We start from the raw sequence: 19,636 nt of genomic DNA on the forward strand, positions 1-19,636 counted from the left end.
GTGTGCAGGTGCCTCGAGCCCCGGCTACATGCCGAGGTACTCGAGGAGCTCGGTGGTGCGGGACTGGAAGCTGTCGTTGTCCAGGGACTCCACGACCCGGCCCTGGGCGAGCAGGTAGTGGCGGTCGGCGACCGTGGAGGCGAACTTCACGTTCTGCTCGACGAGCAGGACGGAGACGCCCTGGGACTTGATCTGGCGGATGATCTCGCCGATCCGCTGCACGATCACCGGGGCGAGGCCCTCGCTGGGCTCGTCGAGCAGGAGGAGCGTGGACCCCATCCGCAGCACCCGGGCGATGGCCAGCATCTGCTGCTCGCCGCCGCTGAGCTTGGTGCCGGGGAAGTCCCGGCGCTCGTGCAGGACCGGGAACTGCTCGTAGACCTGGTCCAGGCTCCAGGCATCGGCCTTGCTCGTGACCGGCGGGAGCAGGAGGTTCTCGGCGACGGTGAGGGTGGCGTAGATGCCGCGGTCGTCCGGCACCCAGCCGATGCCGGCGCGGGCGCGCTTGTCGGCGCTGGCCTTGCCGAGGTCGTCGCCGCCCCAGGTGACGGTGCCCTCGACCTGGCGGTGCAGTCCCATGACCGAGCGCAGCAGCGTGGTCTTGCCGGCGCCGTTGCGGCCGACGAGGGTGACGACCTCACCGGGTTCGACCCGCAGGTCCACGTCCGTGAGGACCTTGGCCTCGCCGTACCAGGCGGACAGTCCCGCGATCTCGAGGGTCTGGTCAGACATGCTGGTCTCCGGCCTGTCCGAGGTATGCGGTGATGACCTTGTCGTCGTTCCGGACCTCTTCGTAGGTGCCCTCGGCGAGCACCTGCCCGGACTGCAGCACGGTGACGGTGTCGGCCAGGGAGCCGACGACGTGCATGTTGTGGTCGACGAACACGACGGTGCGGCCGGCCGCGACCTTCTTGACCAGGGCGATGGTCCGGTCGACGTCCTCGAGGCCCATGCCTGCGGTGGGTTCGTCGAGCAGCAGCAGCTTGGGGTCGAGCGCCAGGGCGAGCGCGAGCTCGAGGGCGCGCTTCTGCCCGTAGGCCAGCGAACCGGCAGCAGCGCCGGAACGGTCGGTGAGGCCCACCTCGTCGAGGAGCTCCATCGCTCGCGGGCGGAACTGCTTCATCGCCGAGCTCGACCGCCAGAACCGGTAGCCGAGCCCGGTGGGCGAGGCGAGGGCGAGCTCGACGTGGTCGACGACGCTCATCTGGTCGAACAGGCTGGTGATCTGGAACGAGCGGGCGATGCCGAGGTGCGCGATCTGCTCCGGCTGCATACCGGTCACGTCGCGGCCCGCGAGGAGGACCTCGCCCGACGTCGGCGTGAGGAAGCCGGTCAGGAGGTTGAACAGCGTGGTCTTGCCGGCGCCGTTGGGGCCGACCAGGGCGTGCACGGTGCCCTCGACGACCCGCAGGCTCACGTCGGAGACGGCGCGGAAGCCGCGGAACTCCTTGGTCAGGTCGCGGGTCTCGAGCAGGGCTGATGCTGCTCGATCTGCTGAGCCTGATGCCTTCGGGCTGGCCTCGGTGGGCACCGGCACCTCCTCGTGCGGCTGGTGCGACGGCAGGGGGACCGTCGCGGTTCTGCAGAACACTAGGGGCGCCCAGTGACCCCGGACATGGCCGCCCTCGACACAGAGCCACCAGAGAACATGTCCGGGCCCCACATACCTGATCGAGGCGCAGGAGGGCCTTGTGAGGCGTTCCCGCGCTCGGGGTGCGGTCAGTGCCAGCGGTCGGGGTGGACGTCCCCGGGGATCTGCGCGGTCGGGTCGTACGGCGTGCGGCTGAACCGGAACGAGGCGAGGTCGAGGTGGCTGACGTGCCCGTCGGGGCCACGGTGCGCCACCAGCGGCTCCCCCTCGTGGTAGCTGTCGAGCCCGACCCAGCCGGTCTCGGTGCGCTTGAACCGCGAGCCACGCTTCAGCCCGGGTTCGCCCAGGACCAGTCCTCCGTCTGCGGCCAGGCGCAGCGAGTATGCCGTCGTCCCCCAGTACCAGTCCCCCACCAGCTCCAGTCCGCCCACCTGCTCGGCGTCTGCGGTCCACGGGGTCGGCGGGAGGGGTTCGCGCTCCGCGAGCAGGGTCATCAGGTCGACGGTGATCGTGCCCATCCCCGAGGTCGCGTTGGCGAACACGACGACGCCGTCACCGGTCTCGAGGTCGACCCGCAGCCCGGCGAGGAAGCCCGGCATCGAGCCGCCGTGGCCACCGAACCTGCGGCCGTCGACGTTCCACACCTGCCAACCGAGTCCGTGCGCTGCGGTCCACGCCTGCCCCGGGTTGTCGTTGACGACGATCGGCAGGCACATCTCCGCCAACGTCGCAGCCGAGAGCAGCCCCTCGGTCCGCCCACCCAGGAAGGCCGCCCAGCGCGCCAGGTCCGACACCGTGGACCACAGCTGGCCGGCCGGTGCCAGCGCCCCGGCGTCGTGCTCGGGCTCCACGTGGACGAGGTCGGCCAGCGGGTGCACGGCCCAGCCCGGGGCGCTGGGGGCCTGCGGACGAAGGGAGGTCCGCGCCATACCGAGGGGGTGGAGGAGTCCGGTGCGGACCGCCTCGTCCCACGGCACTCCCCTCAGCCGGCCGACGAGCTCGCCGAGGACGGCGTACCCGGTGTTGGAGTAGTGGAAGCGGGCGCCGGGGCGAAACCGCAGGCCCGGGCGGCTGGCGAGCAGGGCTGCCCAGTCGCCGCCCTCGGTGCGCTCCCACCACGGGCCGTTGGTCTCCGCCTGCAGGCCGGAGCTGTGCGAGAGCAGCTGGGCCACCGAGACGTGCCCGAACTCGCTGTCCGAGGTCTCGGGCAGGTGGGCGTCGATCCGGTCGGACAGGTCCAGCGCACCCTGGTCCCGCAGGCGCAGCACCTCGACGCCGACGAAGGTCTTGGTGATCGAGCCGATGCGGTACTGCGTCTCGACGGTGGCGCGTGCGCCGTCCTTGCGACCGTCGACCGTGCCGACGGCACCGGACCAGACCAGCTCCCCGCCGCGGACCAGGCCAGCAGCGATGGAGGGGAGGCGGCAGGTCGACTGCTCCTCGGCGAGCCTGCGGTCCAGGGCGGCGACGGTCGTGGTCTCGAGCGGCATGGTCACCGAACCTAGCCGACGACCTACAGGAAGGACCCCCAGCCGGTGCCGGCGACGGTCGCGCCGGTGAAGGTGCCGTTGCCGCGACCCTTGTAGAACCGCAGCTCACCGTTCATCGTGATCGCCCCGAGGTCGCCACGGCTGTCGCCGTTCGCGTCGCGCGCAGAGAACAGCGCACCCATCCCGCCCCAGCCCGGACCCACCTTGACCCGACCCAGGAAGCCGCCCCGGCCGTTGCCGCGGTAGATCCACAGGACGCCGGTCGCGTCGACCGCCATGACATCGGCCTTGCGGTCACCGGTCACGTCCCCGGGCACGAACACCCGGACCATCGAGCCCCAGCCGGTCCCGATCTGGGTCCCCGCGGCGAACCTCCCCTGGCCGTTGCCCTTGTAGAGCCGCATCGCACCGGTCGACGTCACCGCCACGATGTCGGGCAGACCGTCTCCGGAGAAGTCGGCGCTGCCGTCGATGGAGCGCATGCTCCCCCAGCCGGTCCCGCTGATCGTCGACCCGAGCGACTTCCCGTCCCGGTCGACCATGTTTCCCTCGAGGCCACCGTCCTGGTTGATCGTGAGGAACGCCGTGTACCCGTAGATCCGGCCCGACGGGAAGTTGCGGCTCGAAGGGAGGTCCGTGACGGTGGTTGCGGCCTTGAACTTCGGGAACCCGGCGCCACGGTAGAGCCGCACCTGTCCTGCCGGCAGTCGCGCGAAGAGGTCGTCGCGCCGGTCGATGTTCACGTCCCCGGCTCCCCAGACGTTCCCGGAGATCATCGGCGTCAATGACACCGTCGTCGTGGGACCGGGACCGATCTTGCTCTGAGGCGTGACTGCCAGGGTGTAGGTCGTGCCGTTGCGCAGGCTGGGGACGACCACCTTGCTGTACTCCCCCGTCACCGGCACGGTGACGACCCGACCACCCGGGTTGACCACCACCCGGTAGGACGTGAGGTCCTGCGCCTCGTCGGGCATGGTCGAGACCCCCAGCTCGATCGACTGCGGACGACTCCGTCCCGAGACGTCGAGCTTGCTGGGCTTCGCGACGATGTCCTCGGCCGCGAGGTCCAGCGCGTGCTCGCCGATGGTCTTCCCCCGCTCGTCGAGCACCCGACCATCGCGGGTGTACTCCGTCCTTCGCATCGCTGCGTCCAGCAGCACCACGCGCTGCAACCGGTAGGTGCCCACGCGCTGGGGGAGGCCGCGAGTCACGCTCCCCGCGGCCCGGCCGTCCTCGGACCACAGGCTGGTGGCAACACCCGGATCGCCGTCCAGGAGGTACAGCGCCGAGATCGACCGGAGCGTGGAGGAGGTCAGCGTCGTGGAGTAGGTGGCGGTCGCTGTTCCACCGGACACGGCAGAGGACGTCACCGCCAGCCTCGCGAGGACCGGGCCGGGTCCGTCGTAGTAGGAGTTCGCGACGGTGAGACCTGATGCCGAGAACGGGATGCTGTGGGTCCCGCGGGGTCGCGTCGGCTGGGGGAAGAAGATCCCGGCTGGTGCCGTGTACCCGATCGTTCCGTCTGCTGCGTACCGGGAGGCGAAACCGTTGGGGTCTTCCAGGACGACCGACGACAGCACGTAGTCGCCGTTGGACTGCAGGTGGGGCACAGTGCGGGTGAACGCACCTGCCGCGAGCTCCGCCGGATCCGTCGACGTCAGAGAGAAGTGCTCGTCCTGCGCGCCGTGGACCCAGGTGAAGGTGGCCTTCACGACGGGGTGCAGGTCGTGGGCGGCGAAGCGCATGGTGACGGGGGTCCCTGGCTCGACCTTCGTGGGCGACACCCCGATGGACGTCAGCACCGGCGCTTCGAAGTCCTCGGTGGACCCCGACACCACGACGTCGTACGGCGACAGGTCCCGGGTCTCGGTGCACTTGGCGTTAGTGCTGGCGTACGACGGGTTGCAGGCGTACGTGAAGTCGTTGGGAGAGTACGTGAGGAAGACGTACTGCAACGTCCACGTCCCGTTCTGCACCCCGTCCGGCACCTTCCGGGTCCCCGAGCCTGACGTTCCCTTCGACAGGTTGACCGAGTAGAGCCGGCCGGCTGGGTCCTTGTACCCGGCCAGAGCCTCGTCCACGGGGGCGGTGGTGGTCGCGGTGTAGGACAGCACCACCTCGCCTGGCGCCTTGACGGCGTTGGTGCTCACCGAGATGGACGTGATGACCGGTCCGGCCGCGGCACTGGCTGGTGTGGCGGTCAGCAGACCCGCCACGAGGGTCGCCACGACCCCACCGACGACAGCAACGATTCCCCGAACGCGACGAAGCGCCATACCCCTCAAGTCCCTTCAAACCCCGGCGGTGCTGGGAGGGAGCATAGGTCGGCACGTCGTGTCGCGGCGACGAGTAGGGACATTCTGCGCAGACACGCAGCCCCGGGCAGCGCGTCGGACCGACTAGAGGAAAGAGCCCCAGCCGGTGCCGACGACGGTGGCGCCGGTGAAGGTGCCGTTGCCCCGGCCCTTGTAGATCCGCAGCTCCCCGGCCTTGGTCACCGCGCCGAGATCGCCCCTGCCGTCGCCCGTCGCGTCGCGGGCCGAGAAGAGCGCCCCCAGTCCGCCCCATCCCGAGCTCACCTTGACCCGGGAGCTGAACCCACCGGAACCGTTGCCGCGGTAGATCCACAGGACGCCGGCCGAGTCGACGGCCATGACATCGGCCTTGCGGTCGCCAGTGACGTCGCCGGGGACGAAGACCCTGGTCATCGACTGCCAGCCGGTGCCCAGGGCGGTACCTGCTGCATACGTCTCGTTCCCGCGTCCGCGGTAGACGCGCATCTGTCCGGACTGCGTGACGGCCACAATGTCGGCGATCCGGTCGCCGGAGAGGTCGGCCGAGCCGTCGATGAAGCGCATGCCACCCCAGCCCGAGCCGGAACCGGTTCCATACTGCATGGTGCCGTTGCGGTCGACGTGGCGGGTGCTGAGTCGGCCGTCCGACTCCACGACGAGGTAGGCGGCATACCCCCCACTGGGCGCTGCCGGGAACGCGCGGTCGCCCCCGAGGTACTCCGCGACCGTGGCGCCCCGGTACCCGGGCACGTTCGTCCCGCGGTAGAGCCGCATCGCGCCCTCCCCGGTGGGCAGGTGCCCCCACAGGTCGTCGCGGCGGTCGCCCGTGACGTCCCCCGCTCCGAAGAGGTTGCCAGAGATGAGGGGCACGGTGGACGCCGACCGCGACGGCCCGTTGCCGAAAGCACTCTGGGCGGTGACGGAGAACGTGTAGCGGGTGGCGTTGGTGAGGCCATCGACCGTGTACGACGACAGGTCCCCGCGCGCCGGTGCGATGTCGAGGACACGGCCGCCCGGGTTCACGACGATGTGGTAGCCGGTGATGCCCGGGGTCTCGTCCGGCGAGACCACCCAGGTCAGCTGGGCCGAGCCGGGTCGAGACCTCGCGGTGAGCACCTGGACCGCGCTGGGCCTGGTCGTGAGGTCGAGCTTGGTGAAGTCAAGGGTGTGGGTGCCCCGTTCGCCCGTCAGAGCGTTCCACGTGGTGCCGTCGCGGCGGTACTCGATCGAGTAGGAGTAGGGGTCCGTGAGGGTCACCTTGGTCAACCTGTGCGTGCCGATCGACCTCGGGGTGTAGGCGAGCGAGCCCGTCAGCGGCGGCGGGTTGCCGGTGGCCGCCATCGAGGTGCTCACGCCATTCAGGTCGGTCCAGGTGAACAGGGCCGAGCGCAGACCGCTCGCATCCGAGGCTGAGTACGCGACCGGGTACGGCTTACCCACCGCCGGTGGGCCACCCGTGGCTGCGAACGAGTTGAGGACGGGCGGTGCATCGTCCTGGGTGGAACCCGACAAGGTGAAGCCCACGGACGCGAAGTCGACGTCGTGGGTGGTCGGTCCGGTCGCCGGGGAGGTTGGGACGACGGTCCCGTCGGGGCGGAACGTCGCAGAGTTGCCGAGGCTGTCGTAGGTGCGCGCCAGCACGAGCACGTATGGCCCGTCGTAGGCGGTCGACCCGAGGCGGCGACTGAACGAGTCGGAGTTGCCCGCGACATCCGAGGTGTTCAGGACGATGCGGGCCCCGCGAGCCTCGGGTCGGGTGTTCTCGAACGTGAAGGCCACGGATGTGGTCCGGTGAGCCTCCTGTGTCGCCCAGTCGACCGTGACAACGCCGTTTGCCACGACCTCGCTCGGCGAGACGCTCAACGAGGTGAGCAGGGGCGCGTCGAAGTCCTCGTGGGACCCACTCACCACCACGTCGTACGGAGTGAGGTCGCGGCGCTCGGTGCACGCGGCACTGGTGTCGCCGAGGCGACACACCACCGCGCCGCCGGCGTTGCTGTACAACGCGAGAGACTTCAGCGTCCACGTGCCATTGGGGCGTCCGTCAACTACCTGCAGGTCACCCGACCCCGAGCTCCCCATGGTCAGGGCGACGATGCGGGTGGTGCCACGCGCGTCGAGATACGTCGCCTGCGCGTAGGTGACGGGCGAGTCGACCGTCGCGGTGTAGCCCAGCGTCACCTTCCCCGGGGCCGAGATGCTGGTCCCCGAGATCGAGATGTCCCGGACGACCGGCGACGCGGCCGCGCTGGCCGGCGATGCGGCCAGCAGGCCTACCACCAGGACCGCGAGAACCCCACCGACGGTGAGGCCGCTCCGAACGCCACGACCCGCCATACCCTGCTCCCCACCCGAAACCAGCGAAAATGCTGGACGGAGCATAGGTGCGGGACGGCGACGGGCGCCAGAGATTCGGACAAATCTCCAGCGCCCGCACCGACCGGTCAGGCCTTCTTGGCGGCGGCCTTCTTCGTGGTGGTCTTCTTGGCGGTCGTCTTCTTCGCAGCCTTCTTGGCCGGGGCCTTCTTGGCCGCGCGCTTGCGGGTCGTCGGACCCTTCGCCCGCTTCTCCGCGAGCAGCTCGGCGCCGCGCTCGGGCGTGATCGACTCGGGCTCGTCACCCTTGCGCAGGGTCGAGTTGGTCTCGCCGTCGGTGACGTACGGACCGAACCGGCCGTCCTTGACCACCATCGGGCGCCCGGACACCGGGTCGTTGCCGAGCTCCTTGAGCGGAGCCGAGGCGGCGCGGCCGCGCTGCTTGGGCTGGGCGTAGATCGCCAGCGCCTCCTCGAGCGTGATGTCGAAGAGCTGCTGCTCGGTGACCAGGGACCGGGAGTCGGTGCCCTTCTTGAGGTAGGGACCGTAGCGACCGTTCTGCGCCGTGATCTCGACGACGCTGCCGTCCTCCTCCGTGGAGGTGCCGACGACGCGAGGCAGGCTGAGCAGCTTGAGCGCGGTCTCGAGGTCCATGGTCGCGAGGTCCATGTCCTTGAACAACGACGCGGTGCGCGGCTTGACCTTGTTCTTGCCCTTGAGCGCCGCGGTCTCCTCGTCGAGGACCTCGGTGACGTACGGCCCGTAGCGCCCGGCCTTGGCCACGATGTCGCGACCGTTCTCCGGGTCCTGGCCCAGGACCTTGCCGTCGTCGGCGGACTGCTCGAGCAGCTCACGCGCCCTGGCCGGGGTCATCTCGTCGGGGGCGATGTCGTCGTTGATGGTGGCGCGACGCGGCGTGGTGTCGGCGTCGTCGGTCATCTCACCGGTCGACAGGTCGACACCGCGCGGGACGGTCTCCTCGACGTACGGGCCGTAGCGGCCGACGCGGACGACGATCCCCTCGCCGATGTCGATCGTCGAGATCGCGCGGGCGTCGATGTCACCGAGGTCCTCGACGAGCTGCTTGAGGCCGAGGTGCGCGTTGCCGGCGTCGGGCAGACCAGGCTCGGAGCCGACGAGCGCCCCATCACCCTCACCGAAGTAGAACCGCTTCAGCCACTCCGCGCGCTGGGCGTCGCCGCCCGCGATGCGGTCGAGGTCCTCCTCCATCGAGGCCGTGAAGTCGTAGTCGACGAGCTCGGTGAAGTGCTCCTCCAGCAGCCGCGTCACGGCGAACGCGAGCCAGGTCGGGATCAGGGCCGAGCCACGCGTGTTGACGTAGCCACGGTCCTGGATCGTGCCGACGGTGGAGGCGTAGGTCGACGGACGACCGATTCCCTTCTCCTCCATGGCTTTCACGAGCGTCGCCTCGGTGTAGCGCGGCGGCGGCGTGGTCTCGTGGCCGTCCGGTTCGGCCCGGACGACGGTGAGGGACACGCCCTCGCTCAGCTTCGGAAGGCGGCGCTCCTCCTCGGCCTCGGCGGCCTTGGACGCGCGCTCCTCGTCGCGACCCTCCTCGTATGCCGCGAGGAAGCCGCGGAACGTGATGACCGTTCCGGAGGCGCTGAACTCCACGACCCGGCCGTCCTCGAGCGTGCCGCCGAGCTTCACGGTCGCGGTCGAGCCACGCGCGTCGGCCATCTGCGAGGCGACGGTGCGCTTCCAGATCAGCTCGTAGAGCGCGAACTCGTCACCGCGCAGCTCGCCGGCCACCTGCGCCGGCGTCCGGAAGCGGTCCCCGGCGGGACGGATGGCCTCGTGGGCCTCCTGCGCGTTCTTGACCTTCTTCTCGTAGAGGCGAGGCGACTGGGGGACGTACTCGGCGCCATACAGGTCACGGGCCTGCTGGCGCGCGGCGGTGAGGGCGGCCTCCGACAGCGTGGTGCTGTCGGTACGCATGTAGGTGATGTAGCCGTTCTCGTACAGGCGCTGCGCGACGCGCATGGCGTTCTTCGAGGAGAGGCGCAGCTTGCGGGAGGCCTCCTGCTGCAGCGTGCTGGTCGTGAACGGAGCGCTGGGACGCCGGGTGTACGGCTTCTCCTGGACGCTGGTCACGGCCACCTGGCAGGTGAGCACCTGGGTCGCGATCGAGGTCGCGGCGGCCTGGTCGAGGTGGACGACCGACTTGCCCTTCAGGGTGCCGTCGTCGTTGAAGTCACGGCCCATGGCGACGCGGTTGCCGTCGACGGAGCTGAGCCGCGCCGTGAACTGGTTCGACGCGCCGTCGGGCGTGAAGTCGCCCTCGACGTCCCAGTAGGACGCACGGACGAACGCCATCCGTTCGCGCTCGCGCTCCACGACGATACGGGTGGCGACGGACTGCACACGGCCGGCAGACAGTCCCGCCTTGACCTTGCGCCACAGGACCGGGCTGACCTCGTAGCCGTACAGGCGGTCGAGGATGCGGCGGGTCTCCTGGGCGTCGACGAGCGCGACGTCGAGGTCACGGGTGTTGGTGGAGGCGCGCTGGATGGCCTCCTTGGTGATCTCGTGGAACACCATGCGCTTGACCGGGACCTTGGGCTTGAGCACCTCGAGCAGGTGCCAGGCGATCGCCTCGCCCTCGCGGTCCTCATCAGTGGCCAGGTAGAGCTCGTCGGCGTTCTTGAGCAGGCGCTTGAGCTCGGCGACCTTCTTCTTCTTGTCGTTGTCGACGACGTAGTAGGCCTCGAAGCCGTTGTCCACGTCGACGCCGAACCGGCCGAACGGGCCCTTCTTGATGTCTGCGGGCATCTCCGACGGGGTCGGGATGTCGCGGATGTGACCGACGGACGCCTCGACGTCCCAGTCCTTGCCCAGGTATCCGCCGATCGTCTTCGCCTTGGCCGGCGACTCGACGATGACGAGCTTGCGCCCTTCAGCCACGTTCTCTTCCTCGGTTCCTGCTCCCATGTGCTGCGGATTCGTCGCAGCGTGGACATGGCAACGCGAAAGACGGTAGCCGGTCCCGTCAAATCTGCCTCGTCCGGTCTCGCGGACGTGCCTGGTGCTGGTCGTGGGCGGTCTGCCTCGAGCACTTGGTTGAAAGTTCAAGTAGATGTACACTGATGTCATGACCGAGTCCTCCCTGCCCGAGCGGCAGCCCGTGCTGTACCTCAGCCACGGCGCGCCGCCGCTGGCGGACGACCCCCGCTGGACCCGCCAGCTGTCCGACTGGTCCGGCCGCTTCGGCAAGCCCACCAACATCCTCATGGTGTCGGCGCACTGGGAGGAGGCCCCGCTCGCCCTGAGCGCGACCTCCGGCGACGTCCCCCTCGTGTACGACTTCTGGGGCTTTCCCCAGAAGTACTACGACGTCACGTATGCCGCCCCGGGTGCGCCCGAGCTCGCGGACAGCATCACCAAGCTCGTGCAGTCGTCCGAGACCCCGGTCCACCGGGACGAGTCGCGCGGCCTGGACCACGGCGCCTACGTGCCGCTCGTCGAGATGTACCCCGAGGCGGACATCCCCGTCCTGCAGATGTCGATGCCGACACTGGACCCCAGGGCCCTGTTCGAGATCGGTCGCAAGCTCGCCCCGCTGCGCGACGAGGGCACGCTGATCGTGGGTTCGGGGTTCACCACCCACAACCTGCGCTGGTTCAACCCGGCGGCCGGCCCTGACGGCACTCCCCCGGCCGCCTCGAGCGAGTTCGACCACTGGGCCGCCGAGGCGCTCGAGCGCCAGGACGTCGACGGCATCCTCGACTTCGTCCACAAGGCCCCCGCTGCCCTCGAGGCCCACCCGCGCACCGAGCACTGGGCCCCGCTCTACGTCAGTCTCGGCGCGGCATACGAGTCCGGGTCGCTGGAGAACCAGAGCGTCATCGACGGGTTCTGGTTCGGCCTGAGCAAGCGTTCCTGGCAGTTCGCGTAGCCCCACCCTCCAAGCCCGCCCCACCCCAACCCCGACGCCGCCCCAACCCCGCCCCGACGTCGCCCCGACGTCGCCCCGACGCCGCCCCGGCCTGGCTTTGGGTGCCCAGACGGTCGGAAATCCGACCATCTGGGCACCCAAAGCGCGGAAGAAGGGGAGAGTCCACCGGTCAGGCGGCTCGACGGAGCGCCTGCCCGACCTGGGCCATGAAGAGGTCCTCCTCCAGGCGCAGCCCGATCAGGTCGATCGTCAGCACGATGTCGTCGCCGAGGGTGAGCGAGTTGCGACGGAGGTTGTCCGACGTGACGGCCAGCCCCTGCCGGTGCTGCGCCCCGTCGATCTCCACGACCACGCCGTGATCCTCCCAGGCCACGTCGAGGTAGAGGCGACCCCGATGGCCACGACGGACCACCTGTCGACTGGGCACGGGCAACCCCCGCTCGCGGCACAGCCGCGCGAAGTCGAGCTCGCCCAGGGACTGCGCTCCGTCAGCCACGTCGCGCACGAGGCGTCGCACGAACCGGGTCCGGCCGTAGTGCGCGCCGGGGTGCCGAACGGGGCACAGCTGCTCGGCTCGGACGAGCCTCTGCTGCACGGCCATGCAGACGATGAGCGCGGCCTGCCGGTCACTGACCGCCCACTGCGCGGCGCGAATCGTCGCGACCTCGGATCGGACCCGCGGCAGACCCGCCCCGACCGCGTCCCGATCCAGGTCCAGGTCGCGTATGCGGTGCAGGACCACCCCGTCGACGGGTCGCGGCACCGCCGGGTGGGGGACGGCCACGTGCACCTCGTCGGACGTGAAGTTCTCCAGTCCGGCTGCGTGCAGCGCCGAGATCCCATCCAGCGCCGCGCCGTGACCCACCTCCCAGACGGCACGCCACCACCAGGCAGTGCGCGAGAGGCTCCCCGTGTGCACGGCCACCGTGGCGCGACCGTGCAGCCGCCACCGACCGGCCGCCACCTCACGCGCAACCGCGTGGCGGTCGACTCCGAGGTCGCGCAGGTCCGCTCGAGAGATGACGCCGTCCCTGTCGCTTGCGGCCAGCTGGACACTCCGTCGCCGTTCCCACAGCCGCTCCCCACCCATGACGGCAGGGTGGTCGACGTCCCGGCGAGCTCACGACGTCCGCGTCCACGCCTGTGGACCCCCCGGCGGCAGCGGGAGCCATGTGGACGCCGCCCGCTGCCCGAGTTTGGGTGCCCAGGTGGTCGGAAATCCGACCGTCTGGGCACCCAAAGCGCGGAAGGGGTCGGTCGGGGGTCGGGGGTCGGCGGGCGGGGCGGGTCTGAACTGGGGTCAGGGGATGACGACTGACTTGCCGCGAGCGTGGAACTCTCCCTGCACGCGCAGCGCCTCGGCGGCGTCGTCCAGCGACCAGCGCCGATCCATCTCCGGCTTCACCTTTCCCTGGGCCACCAGGTCGATCAGGAGCTCGAGGTCGGAACGGCTGCGGGACGCGACCTTGAACGCGGGCGCCGTGCGACCGCCGAACGCGAAGACGAACGGGACGCTCAGCATGCGCGGCAGGGGGTGCAGCCACGTGGACTTGGGCGAGGTCACCATGGCGTACGTTCCACCGTCCGCGACCAGCCGGCGGCTGTCGCGCAGGCTCAGGCTGCCGGCGTTGTCGAAGAAGAGGTCGAAGGTGTCCCCCACCGCCCGCAGGTCCTCGCGGGTGTAGTCGACGACCCGGTCGGCGCCCGCCCGTCGCGCCGCCTCGAGGTTGTGGGTGCTGCAGACCGCCGTCACGTGGGAGGCGCCGAGGGCCTTGGCCAGCTGGACGGCGAAGTTGCCGACACCCCCCGAGGCGCCGTTGACCAGCACCCGCTGTCCGGGCTGCAGTCCGCCCCAGTCGCGCAGCCCCTGGAGCGCCGTCTCCGCCGCGACCCCGATGGTGGCTGCCTGCTCCAGCTGGACCCCGGCCGGTACCGGCACGAGCCAGTCGGCCGGCGCGACCACGTACTCCGCATAGGCCCCGCCGGACACCTCGCCGAAGACCCGGTCCCCCGGTCGGAGCCGGGTGACGTCTGCGCCGACCGCCTCCACCACCCCCGCGACATCCGCACCGGGGACCTGCCGCTTGGGCCGGCGCAGCCCCAGCGTCGGTCGGGCGAACATCGGCAGGCCGGTGACGTAGTGCCAGTCCAGGGCGTTGACCGAGGCCGCCGCCACACGGACGAGCACATCGGTCGGGCCGACCGCGGGAACGGGCACGGTGCGCACCGCCACGACGTCCTCGGGTCGGCCGTAGCGCTCGTGGACGGCGGCTCGCATGGTCGTCGGCGTCGTGCCGGCTCCCTCGTCCCCCCCGGCCGGACGATGGTCCAGCGAGGTGCTGCTGTCGATGTCGGTCATGGCGCTCTCCCGGTGCCTCAAGTCCAACTTACGGTGTAAATACGTACGCTGTAAGTTAGACCTACGCCGTAAGTCTGTCAACGGTTGCGGGCTACCCTTGGCTGGTGACCGACACCGCCCGGACCGCCGCAGCAACCCGCCCCCTCAGTCGTGGGCGGATCGGGGAGGCCGCCGTCGCCGTCGCGGACGCCGAGGGGATCGGGGCCGTCTCGATGCGGCGCATCGGTCAGGAGCTGGGCGTCGAGGCGATGTCCCTGTACAACCACGTCGCCAACAAGGACGCCATGCTCGACGCGATGGTGGAGCTGGTGGCCGCCCAGCTCATCGCCGGGACGTCCTCGCTCGACGCGCCGGACCCCGCGACGGACTGGCGCGGGGCGCTGCGCGCGAGGGCGCTGGCTGCCCGGGAGGTGATGCTGCGGCACCGCTGGGCACCCGGGGTGCTGCAGACCCGGACGACGATGAACCTCGACCTCGTCCGCTACTACGACGGCGTCGTGGGGGTGCTGCGCGCGGGCGGGTTCAGCAACGACCTGGCACACCACTCGCTGCACGCGCTGGGCAGCCGGGTCGTCGGCTTCTCGCAGGAGCTCTTCGACCCCGGCGCGGCCGCCGACGACGCGTCCGAGGAGATGCTCGAGGCGATGGCAGAGCACGTGCCCCACCTCGTCGGCATGCTGGCGGAGGTCGCCCACGACGACCCGGCCTCCACCCTCGGGTGGTGCGACGACCAGTCCGAGTTCGAGTTCGGGCTCGATGTCCTGCTCGAGGGGCTCGAGCGCCGCCGGGCTTCTACCGTGGTCCCATGATCACTGCCCTGCACACCCTGGTCTACGCCGAGGACCCCGCGGCCGCGCGCGCCTTCTTCCGTGACGTCCTCCAGCTGCCCGGCGCCGACACCGGCGGCGGCTGGCTGATCTTCCGAACCGGCCCGAGCGAGCTCGGCGTCCACCCCTCCTCGTGGGAGCACGAAGGGCGCTCGGGTGGCACCGACCAGAGGTTCGACCTGTCGTTGATGTGCGACGACCTCGAGGCCACCATGACCGAGCTCGAGGGGCGAGGCGCCCGCTTCGAGGGCGATGTCGTCGACCAGGGATGGGGGCGGACCGTCCAGCTCGTGGTCCCCGGAGCCGGGACGATGGTGCTCTACCAGCCCAGCTACGACCCCCCGGCCCTCGGAGGCACCGAGCTCGACGCCATGTGGTGACCACCTGACAGGATGCCGACGTGCGCGAGCTTCCGGTCTGGGTGAGGTGGCTGCTCGTCGGCCGGTTCGTCAACGCGCTCGGCTCGATGGCCTAGGTGTTCGTCCCGCTCTACCTCGTCTCCGACCGCGGGCTCGACGAGGTGGCCGCCGGTTCGATCGCCGCCGTATGGGGCGTGGGCACGATCGCCGGCAACCTCGCCGGCGGGTCGATCGGCGACCGGTGGGGCCTGCGCCCGACGCTCGCCGTCGCGTCGCTCGCCTCCGCCCTCGGCTGTGTCGCCGTCCCGCTCACGCCGACCACCGGCCTCGCCGCGGTCCTGTTCGTCATGGGCGCCCTCGGTGGCATCGGGCGCCCGGTCTCCTTCGCGCTGGTCACCAGCGCGCTCCCGGCGCAGGACCGCCGCCAGGCCAGCGCCTGGATGCGGTCGGTCAACAACGCCGGCACCGTCCTCGGACCCCCGCTGGGCGGCCTGCTCGCCGTGCACCACTTCGGCGCGGTCTTCGTGATCGACGCGGTTGCCAGCCTGCTGATGCTCGCCGTGGTCCTCCTCGTGGTCCCCGCCACCGCCCGGGCCACGGTCGCCGACGGCGCCCCGCGCCGCGTCCTCGACGCGCTCCGGGCCGACCCGCGGTTCGTCCTGCTGCTGCTCACCGTCGTGGCCGCCGACACGGCCTACCGGTTCGCGTACTCGGCCGTCCCGTGGCAGCTCGAGGCGCTCGGCGCGGCGCCCTGGGTCTACGGCAGCACCATCTCGCTCAACTGCGCCCTGATCGTGTTCCTCGAACCGTGGCTGGCCCATCGCCTGCGGGCCCGACGACCCGAGCCGCTCATCGTCGCCGGCTTCGTCCTCGTCGGCGTCGGCTGGCTGGTCGTCGCCCCCTCCCCCGCAGTCGTGACCGTGCTCGCGGCCGTCGTCGTCGTCACGGCCGGGGAGATGCTCTACAAGCCGACCGCCACGGCGCACGCCGCGGACCGGGCCCCCGAGGGCATGCACGGCCGCTACCAGAGCCTCTACGGCGCCGCTTCGATCGGCGGCACGGTCGTCGCGCCACCCCTGGCCGGCGCGCTCTTCAGCTCCTCACCTCACCTGATGTGGGTCGTGGGAGGCCTCCTCGCCCTCGCCGCCGCGGCGGTCCTGGGGCTGACCCGGGCGAGGGACGACAGAGGGGTACGCCGCGTGGTGACCACACGGCATACCCCTCGGTGACGGGCGGTGCGGGTCAGTGACCGCCGGAGCGGCGCCGAGGAGCCGGTCGCGTCGGGTCGTCGCCGACCTTCTCGACCTCGTCGGGGACGACGATCGGCTTGACCCGGGCCCAGCCGAGGAACAGGGCCGAGACGACGATCAGGACGATGCCCGTCCAGAGGTTGGCGTTGACGCCTCCGGTCTTGTCCAGGGCCTGGTCGGCGAACAGCCCTGCGAGCAGCAGGATCACGCCGTAGAGGCCGAGGAGGCTGCCGATGATGTTGCGGATGTCGAACGCGCCGGCGGTCTTCTTGGCCGGCTTCGTCGAGGTCGTCTTGTCGGACATGGCGGCGTCTCCTAGAAGGCGAAGTTGAGGACGAGGACCATGAGCAGCGCGATGCCGGCGAGTGGCATCGTGCGCTGGTACCACGGCTGGCTGGCCTCCTCGGGATCACGGAGGTCCTCCTTGGGCGTCTCGGAGTAGACGAGGCCCTTGAGCTCCGAGGCCGGCTTCGGCTCCGTCACCATCGTGACGAGCACGCTGACGACGATGTCGACGACGAACGCGGTCGAGGCGGCCACGAAGCTGGCCCCCTGCCCCGACAGCCCCAGCACGCCGAGGCTGGCCGAGCCGAACGCGTCCTCGGAGAGGAACGCCACGACCACCGCGGAGATGGTGCCGCTCGATAGACCGACCCAGCCGGCCGTGGCCGTCATCCGCTTCCAGAACATGCCGAGGATGAAGGTCGCGAACAACGGTGCGTTGAAGAACCCGAACAGCGTCTGGAGGTAGTCCATGACGTTGCTGAAGCTCGACGCGATCGTCGCGGTGAAGATCGCGATGACGGTCGCCGCGACGGTCGCGAGGCGGCCGATGCGCAGGTAGTAGTCGTCGCTGTGGTCCTTGCGGATGTAGCGCTGCCACAGGTCGTAGCTGAAGACGGTGTTGAACGCGGAGATGTTCGCGGCCATGCCGGCCATGAACGCGGCCAGCAGGCCCGCGATCGCCAGGCCCAGCAGGCCGTTCGGGAGGACGTCACGCATGAGCAGCAGCAGGGCGTCGTTGTACTTCACGCCCTCGCCGGACGCGCCACCCGCGGGGGTACCGCCACCCTTGAGGTCGATCATCTCCTTGACCAGGACGGCCGAGACCATGCCGGGGAGGATGACGATGAACGGGACGAACATCTTCGGGAAGGCGCCGATGATCGGCGTCTTGCGCGCCGCGGAGATCGACTTGGAGGCCATGGCGCGCTGCACCTCGACGAAGTTCGTCGTCCAGTAGCCGAACGACAGGACGAACCCGAGGCCGAACACGATGCCGATGACCGACAGGAACGACGAGCTGAACCCCGAGAGCGCCTGACCGGGCCAGGACTCGAGCTGCTGGGCCGCGGGAGCGACCTTCGCGGCAGCGGGAGCAGACTCCGCGAACGCGGCGATCTTGTCCTTGAGGCCGCCGTACCCACCCACGCGGTGCAGGCCGATCAGGGTCAGCGGCAGCAGCGAGGCCACGATGACGAAGAACTGCAGGACCTCGTTGTAGATCGCGGCCGAGAGCCCGCCGAGGGTGATGTAGGACAGCACGATCGCGGCGGCGACGATCAGCGCGACCCAGAGGGGCCAGCCGAGCAGCGCGTGGACGATCGAGCCGAGCAGGTAGAGGTTGACGCCGGCGATGAGCAGCTGGGCCACCGCGAAGCTGATCGCGTTGACCAGGTGGGCGCCGGTGCCGAACCGGCGGAACATGAACTCGGGGACCGAGCGCACCTTGGAGCCGTAGTAGAACGGCATCATCACGACGCCGAGGAACAACATCGCCGGGATGGCGCCGACCCAGAAGTAGTGGACCGTCGGCAGGCCGATCTCGGCGCCGTTGGCCGACATGCCCATGATCTCGACGGCACCGAGGTTGGCCGAGATGAAGGCGAGGCCCGTTACCCACGCGGGCAGCGAGCGTCCCGACAGGAAGAAGTCGATCGAGTCGGAGACCGACCGCCGGGCCATGAACCCGATGCCCAGGACGAACCCGAAGTAGATGACGACGAGCAGGTAGTCCAACCAGTTCGCGTCGATCAAGGTGGTCGCGGCGGGCACCGCGAGGGAGAGGTGAGACATCAGCGGCTCCTAGGTGACGACAAACCAGCGGATCAAACCTAGGCGTTGTGGGGCGAAAGGGCACCCGGGCCCCGCGCCCCTCCCCGCCGCTGCTCCTTGGCATGGCGCCGACCACGACGTCGCGGTGCAGCTTCGGGACAACCCACGCATCATGGATTGATGGAACACACCGTGCACCCACGCGCCGGATGGCTCAGGTCACCGGCACCCCTGCTCACGGCCCTCGCGGCCGTCCTCGGACTCCTCGTCGCCGCGGCCGCACCCGCCGGCGCCGCCAGGACGTCCCTCGTCCCCCTCCCCGACGGCCTGCGCCCGGAGGGCATCACCGCGGGTCCGGGCGACACCTACTACGTCGGGTCGCTCGCCGACGGCCGCATCGTCACCGGCGACCTCAGCCGCCGGACGAACCGCGTGCTGCTCCCCGGAGCGGAGGGCCGCCAGATCCGTGGCCTCGACCGCGACGACCGCACCGGGCTGGTCTGGGCAGCCGGCAACGTCGGCAGCGTCGCACACGTCTGGGCCGTCGACAGCCGCACGGGTCGGGTCGCCTCGGACACCGTCGTCCCCGGCGGCGTCTTCCTCAACGACCTGGTCGTGACCCGCGACGCGGTCTGGGTCACCGACTCCAGGGTCGACCGGCTCACGGTCATCGCCCTCGGACGACACGCGCAGCCGACCGGGGCCGCAGCGGCCTTCCTCCCACTGCGTGGTGCTTGGCCCGCCGGCGACGGGGTGGCCAACAACGCCAACGGCATCCGCCAGCTGTCGGACGGTTCGGCGGTCCTCAACAACAGCCGGGTCGGTGGGCTCTGGCGGGTCGACCCGCGCACCGGCGTGACGACGTCCATCCCGGTCCGCGGCGGCCCTGCCATCACCGGCGGGGACGGCCTCGAGCTGTCGGGGCGGACCCTCTACAACGTCAGGGGCACCGGTCAGGCCGAGGTGTCGGTCGTGCGACTCGAGCAGAGTCGCCACGGGTGGTCGGCGAGGTACCAGCGCACCCTCACCGACGCCAGCCTCGACGTCCCGTCCACCGCGGTCCTCGTCGGCGGCACCCTGTGGGCGGTCAACGCCCGCTTCGGTGTCGCGAACCCGGACACCGCTCCCTACTGGATCACCCCGCTGCGGGCCCACCGGGGCTGACCTCCTGCCGGTCCCC

The 19,636-nt window shown here is 70.5% G+C and carries 15 protein-coding genes; 5 read left to right on the top strand and 10 right to left on the bottom strand.

The genetic code is table 11. The annotated features are described in order from the left end of the window. Nucleotides 1-24: 24 nt before the first annotated feature. From ACYVKF_RS07345 to topA, 6 genes are all read right to left on the bottom strand, one after another. Entirely contained in the window at nt 25-732 is a 708-nt protein-coding gene (locus ACYVKF_RS07345) for an ABC transporter ATP-binding protein (RefSeq protein ID WP_056915703.1), read from the bottom strand. Next, entirely contained in the window at nt 725-1,531 is an 807-nt protein-coding gene (locus ACYVKF_RS07350) for an ABC transporter ATP-binding protein (RefSeq protein ID WP_460965895.1), read from the bottom strand. Before ACYVKF_RS07350 ends, ACYVKF_RS07345 begins: the two co-directional genes overlap by 8 nt. 188 nt (nt 1,532-1,719) lie before the next feature. Then, nucleotides 1,720-3,081: a serine hydrolase domain-containing protein gene (locus ACYVKF_RS07355; RefSeq protein WP_460965897.1), complete on the bottom strand. Its 1,362-nt coding sequence runs from the start codon at nt 3,079-3,081 to the stop codon at nt 1,720-1,722. Between the two features lie 23 nt (nt 3,082-3,104). Beyond that, nucleotides 3,105-5,357, bottom strand: a complete 2,253-nt coding sequence (locus tag ACYVKF_RS07360) for an FG-GAP repeat domain-containing protein (protein WP_460965899.1) — start codon at nt 5,355-5,357, stop codon at nt 3,105-3,107. A gap of 123 nt (nt 5,358-5,480) precedes the next feature. Then, a complete protein-coding gene (locus ACYVKF_RS07365) occupies nt 5,481-7,712 on the bottom strand; it encodes an FG-GAP-like repeat-containing protein (protein WP_460965901.1) in 2,232 nt (743 codons plus the stop codon). 107 nt (nt 7,713-7,819) lie between these two features. After that, the gene (topA, locus tag ACYVKF_RS07370) at nt 7,820-10,615 is read right to left on the bottom strand and encodes a type I DNA topoisomerase (protein ID WP_460965903.1); all 2,796 of its coding nucleotides are present in this window, start codon (nt 10,613-10,615) and stop codon (nt 7,820-7,822) included. Nucleotides 10,616-10,802: 187 nt separating this feature from the next. On the opposite strand from topA, the gene ACYVKF_RS07375 reads away from it, so the two are divergent. Then, on the top strand, nt 10,803-11,606 hold the full coding sequence (locus tag ACYVKF_RS07375; protein ID WP_460965905.1) for a dioxygenase family protein: 804 nt from the start codon (nt 10,803-10,805) through the stop codon (nt 11,604-11,606). Between the two features lie 169 nt (nt 11,607-11,775). On the opposite strand, the gene ACYVKF_RS07380 is transcribed toward ACYVKF_RS07375, so the two are convergent. Both ACYVKF_RS07380 and ACYVKF_RS07385 read right to left on the bottom strand, forming a co-directional pair. Continuing rightward, nucleotides 11,776-12,696 carry a hypothetical protein gene (locus ACYVKF_RS07380; RefSeq protein WP_460965907.1) on the bottom strand — a complete coding sequence of 307 codons (921 nt, stop codon included), beginning with the start codon at nt 12,694-12,696 and terminating at the stop codon, nt 11,776-11,778. Nucleotides 12,697-12,906: 210 nt separating this feature from the next. Continuing rightward, nucleotides 12,907-13,965, bottom strand: a complete 1,059-nt coding sequence (locus ACYVKF_RS07385) for an NAD(P)-dependent alcohol dehydrogenase (RefSeq protein WP_460965909.1) — start codon at nt 13,963-13,965, stop codon at nt 12,907-12,909. Nucleotides 13,966-14,069: 104 nt separating this feature from the next. On the opposite strand from ACYVKF_RS07385, the gene ACYVKF_RS07390 reads away from it, so the two are divergent. From ACYVKF_RS07390 to ACYVKF_RS07400, 3 genes are all read left to right on the top strand, one after another. After that, entirely contained in the window at nt 14,070-14,774 is a 705-nt protein-coding gene (locus ACYVKF_RS07390; protein ID WP_460965911.1) for a TetR/AcrR family transcriptional regulator C-terminal domain-containing protein, read from the top strand. Next, complete coding sequence (locus ACYVKF_RS07395; RefSeq protein WP_056915710.1) at nt 14,771-15,172, top strand: VOC family protein; 402 nt, start codon at nt 14,771-14,773, stop codon at nt 15,170-15,172. Before ACYVKF_RS07390 ends, ACYVKF_RS07395 begins: the two co-directional genes overlap by 4 nt. Nucleotides 15,173-15,267: 95 nt before the next feature. Further along, nucleotides 15,268-16,380, top strand: a complete 1,113-nt coding sequence (locus ACYVKF_RS07400) for an MFS transporter (protein ID WP_460965913.1) — start codon at nt 15,268-15,270, stop codon at nt 16,378-16,380. A 13-nt stretch (nt 16,381-16,393) separates the two neighbouring features. On the opposite strand, the gene ACYVKF_RS07405 is transcribed toward ACYVKF_RS07400, so the two are convergent. Together ACYVKF_RS07405 and ACYVKF_RS07410 are read right to left on the bottom strand one after the other, a co-directional pair. Then, complete coding sequence (locus ACYVKF_RS07405; RefSeq protein WP_460965915.1) at nt 16,394-16,705, bottom strand: hypothetical protein; 312 nt, start codon at nt 16,703-16,705, stop codon at nt 16,394-16,396. Nucleotides 16,706-16,716: 11 nt separating this feature from the next. Beyond that, on the bottom strand, nt 16,717-18,477 hold the full coding sequence (locus ACYVKF_RS07410) for a sodium:solute symporter family protein (protein WP_056915713.1): 1,761 nt from the start codon (nt 18,475-18,477) through the stop codon (nt 16,717-16,719). Nucleotides 18,478-18,636: 159 nt separating this feature from the next. Here ACYVKF_RS07410 and ACYVKF_RS07415 point away from each other — a divergent pair, with 159 nt between their 5' ends. Continuing rightward, complete coding sequence (locus ACYVKF_RS07415; RefSeq protein WP_460965917.1) at nt 18,637-19,620, top strand: NHL repeat-containing protein; 984 nt, start codon at nt 18,637-18,639, stop codon at nt 19,618-19,620. Nucleotides 19,621-19,636: the final 16 nt, after the last annotated feature.

This window comes from Pedococcus soli (assembly GCF_054782575.1).